This window comes from Oceanibaculum sp., from assembly GCF_022449305.1.
GTDB lineage: Bacteria > Pseudomonadota > Alphaproteobacteria > Oceanibaculales > Oceanibaculaceae > Oceanibaculum > Oceanibaculum indicum.
This window is the reverse complement of the sequence record NZ_JAKUSO010000110.1, coordinates 1-4738: the sequence shown is the minus strand read 5'-3', so window position 1 is coordinate 4738 and position 4738 is coordinate 1. Positions and strand designations below refer to the sequence as shown.

At 59.9% G+C, this 4738-nt stretch carries 5 protein-coding genes; 2 read left to right on the top strand and 3 right to left on the bottom strand.

The window, feature by feature from the left end; all coding sequences use genetic code 11:
- The coding region (locus MK313_RS17830; protein WP_287783516.1) for a hypothetical protein at positions 1–598 on the top strand (598 nt) is incomplete at its 5' end.
- Positions 599–664: 66 nt separating this feature from the next.
- Here MK313_RS17830 and MK313_RS17825 read toward each other — a convergent pair.
- From MK313_RS17825 to MK313_RS17815, 3 genes are read right to left on the bottom strand one after another with little or no spacing between them, the layout of a single operon-like run.
- Entirely contained in the window at positions 665–1531 is an 867-nt protein-coding gene (locus MK313_RS17825) for a TniQ family protein (RefSeq protein ID WP_287783514.1), read from the bottom strand.
- The gene (locus tag MK313_RS17820) at positions 1528–2409 is read right to left on the bottom strand and encodes a TniB family NTP-binding protein (protein WP_287783511.1); all 882 of its coding nucleotides are present in this window, start codon (positions 2407–2409) and stop codon (positions 1528–1530) included. Before MK313_RS17820 ends, MK313_RS17825 begins: the two co-directional genes overlap by 4 nt.
- A 12-nt stretch (positions 2410–2421) precedes the next feature.
- Complete coding sequence (locus MK313_RS17815; RefSeq protein WP_287783508.1) at positions 2422–4035, bottom strand: Mu transposase C-terminal domain-containing protein; 1614 nt, start codon at positions 4033–4035, stop codon at positions 2422–2424.
- Between the two features lie 248 nt (positions 4036–4283).
- Between MK313_RS17815 and MK313_RS17810 the strand changes: the two genes are divergently transcribed.
- Positions 4284–4738: DUF1403 family protein (locus MK313_RS17810; RefSeq protein ID WP_287783506.1), on the top strand; the 455-nt coding region annotated here is incomplete at its 3' end.

Here is a 4738-nt window from a genome sequence, read left to right as displayed (position 1 = left end):
CGTGTTCTACATGGTCGTCCACGCTCAGCTGTCGACAGCGCGCGCAGAGAACGCTTCGCTTCAGACCCAGATCAACCAGACCAAGGAGACGGTCGCCCTGGTCGATGAACAGGAACGGATGCAGGAGGATCTGCAGACCAAGCTCGACCGGGATGACCGTGTATCTCGCAAGCGGCTCGAGCGTTTGAAGGAGGGTTTGAGAGAGCGGCTGGAGGCGCTGTCGACCCGCAAGGACGATCTGCTGACGATTTCGGAAATCGGCGTCGACCAGATCGTCGTCGACGAAGCGCAGGAGTTCCGCAAGCTTTCCTTCGCGACGAATATGGCGACGCTGAAGGGCATCGATCCGAATGGCTCGCAGCGCGCCTGGGATCTCTATGTCAAATCCCGCTTCATCGAGACGAAGAACCCCGGCCGCGCGCTGGTGCTTGCTTCTGGTACGCCGATTACCAATACGTTGGGCGAGATGTTCTCTGTCCAGCGCCTGCTTGGGTTTGAAGCGCTGCGCGAACGTGGTCTGCACGAGTTCGACGCATGGGCATCGACCTTCGGTGACACGACGACCGAACTGGAGATCCAGCTGTCGCTTGGCACTTAATTGTAAGAATGCGTCGAATTGGCCCAAATTTGGCATTTAAATTTGAGAATATTGGCAGTCAGATTCTCAAATTAAGTGCATCTGTGATGAAGCTTTCCACGTAGGAGTTCGAGCTATCATGCTCTCGGCGGCGTCACTGAACCGGACGCGATTGTCGCCCATCATGTGACCACTCAGCATCTGGAGCATCTCTGGTCCAGCACGTTCAACGATGGCTACCCCTGCCAGCAGAGCCGGTCGCATGTGAAGAGGCAGGGTCGGCTTTGCAGGCGTGGGCAGATTCTCCCCCTGCTCGGCAACGACATGGTCAAGATCAGGGATGATTGCGCCAAGCACACGGAAGCGCCAAAGGTCATGCTCGCGCGGGAAAGGTCTTGGAATGCGTCGCATCAGAAGAAGCCGGGCAATCTCGGTTGGCGATGTCCAGGTGCCGATGCCACGTTCGGCTTCATCGTCGAGCAGCTTTTCGCCACGAAGAGCGGCACTCCGATATTGCTGGAAAGGGGAGGGGATTTCCCACTTACCGGGACCCCGGAGTTGGTCTCCGCACAAAGGGCACTTAATGCGCCACCCCAGATGCTGGCTTCGCAGGATTGGCGCCGGTTCAGCGCCACCAGGGCAGCAGTTCGTGCAGACCTGCGTTGGCCGTGTGGCAATGAGACGACGCGATGCTCGCGCGACATTTGCGAAAGTCATTCGACGCATCACGGCCGGCTCGGTGGCAAACATGTTGGCCAGGCGGATTTCCTGATCACCGGTCAGCTGCAGATCTGCCGCTCGCAATGAGGAAGCCTCCGGCAGGCAATGCCGAAGCATGACCAGCGGCGGGACCGCGTAGAAGGCGGCATGCCGACCGATCCAGGATGACAGGAGTTCGTCTGAATGGCGCGACAACACCACCGGCAACGGTCGAGGAGGCGTGTTCTCACTCATGCGAACGCCGCCTCGGCATCGAACTCTGGCTCCCAGTTCTCGACTGCTTCGTCGTTGATGTGCTCGCAGCCGTTTTCGATGGCTTCGACGGCCAGGCTGTTGATCATGTGGAAGATGTTTGCCGTGATACCCTCGGTGATCTGCAGAATCCGTCGCAACGATTTCGGCGTAAGCAGCGAGGGCCGACGCAGCGGCGTATTGCGCAGGATCGAGGCCACCAACGTCTCGAACTGTTCGTTTGCAGCCCACCGGCTCAAGGTGAACTGCTCAAACCTGCGCGCAAGCTGAACGTCGCCGCTGATCGCCTCCCGCGCCTCGTTGACGCCGAAGCAGACAAGCGAGATCTGCAGACGATTGCTGAGGAAGCGCAAAGTGTTCAGAACGATGCGCTGCTCGCGATAGGATCCGGCGAGGATGTTGTGCACCTCGTCGATGACCAACACCTGCACGCCGATGGCCTCCATGATGCGCAATGCAGCCTGTTCCATCTGGGCAATGTCGGCACGAGGCCGCTGAGGCGCGCCGAGAAGGGTGAGCAGCTCGGCATAGAAGCGTCGCTCGCCTGGGCGGCTCGTCATCTCCATGGCCAGGACCGGCGTCTTCAACGTGCCCGTTAGTGGATTGAAGCTCGGCGGGTGCTCGTCCCGGAAGCGCTTCATGATCATGGTCTTGCCCATACCGCTGTCGCCGTATATCGCGACCGAAGGCATGCGCGTACCTCGCGGATGGTCGAGGAGTGCGCTCAGCCGGTCGAGCGCCTGCTTGGCGCGTGGGTAGAGAACCCAGCGACGTGATCGTATCGTTCGAATGCGCCGTTCGTCCGTTTCAGAAAGCAGCGCTGCGGCGCCGGTGGTCAGGTGGGAAACTTCATCGTCCATGTTCACTCCAGCTCAATCTGTATCCTCGACAAAGGGTACAGGTTTGCTGGAGTCGACACCTCGGAGCGAGCCCCATCCCCGATCATCCACTTTTGATTTAGGCGAAGCGATCCCGCGTCGTGCCGCTGCCGTCTTCTTCGTTGCCGCCTCAACCAACTCTCGCTGTGCGATGGCGGTGCGGACGATGGCGCGAGAGTCTACTTCACGGCGTCCTTTCGCCAGAAGGGTGCGTCGGGCGGTCACCGCCTCGTGCAAGGTGACGGAAGGCAGGGTCAGATCTGCATAGCGAGCTTCCACGAAGTTTCCCGATGGCCGTTGAACGAAGATGCGCGCCATATCGCGCGGATCGTATTTGACAAGCAGGCGCCGGTCGCAACGCCCGACGTCGGCGCTGAGCGCTGCGGACCAATAGCGCAGGCCGAACAGGTGAATGCCGGTCGGCCGCAACGTTCGCTCCTGCTCAGGCAGGAAAGTTAGCCAGAAGCGCATGCGATCCTGCGGTAGCCGAAGTGGGATCTCCCCCTCGTGCTCTCGCCAGACCGCTATCGGCGGGCGACCCAGGGTGCCGTGGATCGACTGATGATAGGAGCCGACGATGTCGAGTGCGATATACCGCTCGAGTTCACGTAGTGTCAGTGCCGCATGCCGCTTTGAGTCGTACTCTCCCAGCTCCTGTTCATTGCTGAATGTTGTCCCGGGTAGCAGGTGCAGCCTTCCCATTTGTGTTCCAATAAGCCGCTCGATGTGACCGCCAAAGCGCGGCTCACCCGGCGGCCGCCACTCGATCGCGATGCCGGCATCCTGGCATCCTCTCTTGAATGCCCGGCTGCGGAAGTCGGCGCCGTTGTCGACGTGAACAGTGTCCGGTAGGCCAGCAACGGGCCACGGCTCGGCGATCTCGCGTTCTCTCAACCAAGCTGACTTGTCGAAGACCGAGTGCAACAGGCACAGGCTGGTGGATAGCCGGGACGGGGCCTCCATCGTGAGATAAAACCCTGTCACCATGCGGCTGCAGACGTCCATCGCCAGCGTCAGCCACGGTCGACAGAGCGGCTGCCGGGTCTCCTCGTCGACGACGAAGACGTCAGCCTTCGTATGGTCCATCTGGATGACTTCCAGGGGGCGTGATGCACCGAACCACCCGGGAACAGGCGTTGTCGCCTTCACAATCTTCTGTTCGCCGCGGCGCTTTGCACGCTTCTGGAGGTCGATGTCCTTGAGGCGTGCCACTACCGTCCGGCGATGCGGTGGCTTGAGCCCCTCCGACATGCAATTTGTCTGCACGTCACGGACCAGCTGCGAAACCGTCGGCCGGGTCTGCTTCAGGTAGTATGCGCTTATCGTCGCGCGGATGATTTCTTCTCGCTTCTCGTCCAGGGCACGATGACCCTCGGGGCGTCCTCGTTTGCGGTCCACCAGAGACAGCACGGTTCCGCCGGCGCGGAACAGTTTGATCAGCCGGTATGCAGTGGCTCGGCTCAGATCGAGCTCGGCCGCGAGTTCGGCGACATCTCCGGCCGTCGCGCCTTCAGGATTACGCTTCAGGAAGCCGCGAATCGCGTCAGCTCGCCTGGACGCTTCGTCCCAAATCACCTCGTCTATCTCGGCGGGGAAAAGGTCAGTCATGGCAGGCTCTCGATGAAAACATCCAAGAGTGTCAATCTCACATAAAGTGACAAAATCCAAGTCTGATTATCAAATTAACTGCCCGTTCTCAAATTAGGTGCCGCTCTAAACATATGAGATTGTTGGGATGGCAGTCTCATTATTAAGTGCCAAGTCACAATTATCAATCATTATAAAGAAAAGACAAGTGGTGCGGTTTATGCCGATTCTTCTGGCACTAACCGCTCTTATGCTGTAGCTTCATCGCCATGGATTCGCGCGCCGCCACATCTACAAACGCTATCACGCCCACCGCCCTCCTGCCGGGATGGGCCCGTCCGCGCGGGCGTGATGCCACCGAAGCCGATGCCGCCTTCTCCGCCGGTATCGCTCTGAAATCGCTGGATGATCTTGTTCGATCGGAACCAAGCTGGGCCGGTTGCTGGCGCGAGCGGCAGGCCCTGAAATCTGCCGTCTCCGCCGTCCGACTGACCGGCCGCAACGAGGACGAACAAGCGTTGCGTGACGCCGTTTTGCTCACAGCCTCGGGTGACGATCCCGGCCCGGCCGGAAAGATTTTTCTGGCCTACAAAAGGTTCGCCACCCGAAAGCCCGGCTTCTCTATAAAGCAGGAAGATCTCGCCGACCTGATGGGGCTCGCCTTCGACGATCCGCTTGAGACCATCCCGGAGCTGGCAGATAGCGCGCTTCAGTCCGGACGCGC

What these genes read in the sequence shown, in the direction of transcription:
- MK313_RS17815 (WP_287783508.1), bottom strand. Translation starts at nt 4,035, where the DNA reads ATGACTGACCTTTTCCCCGCCGAGATAGACGAGGTGATTTGGGACGAA.
- MK313_RS17820 (WP_287783511.1), bottom strand. Translation starts at nt 2,409, where the DNA reads ATGGACGATGAAGTTTCCCACCTGACCACCGGCGCCGCAGCGCTGCTT.
- MK313_RS17825 (WP_287783514.1), bottom strand. Translation starts at nt 1,531, where the DNA reads ATGAGTGAGAACACGCCTCCTCGACCGTTGCCGGTGGTGTTGTCGCGC.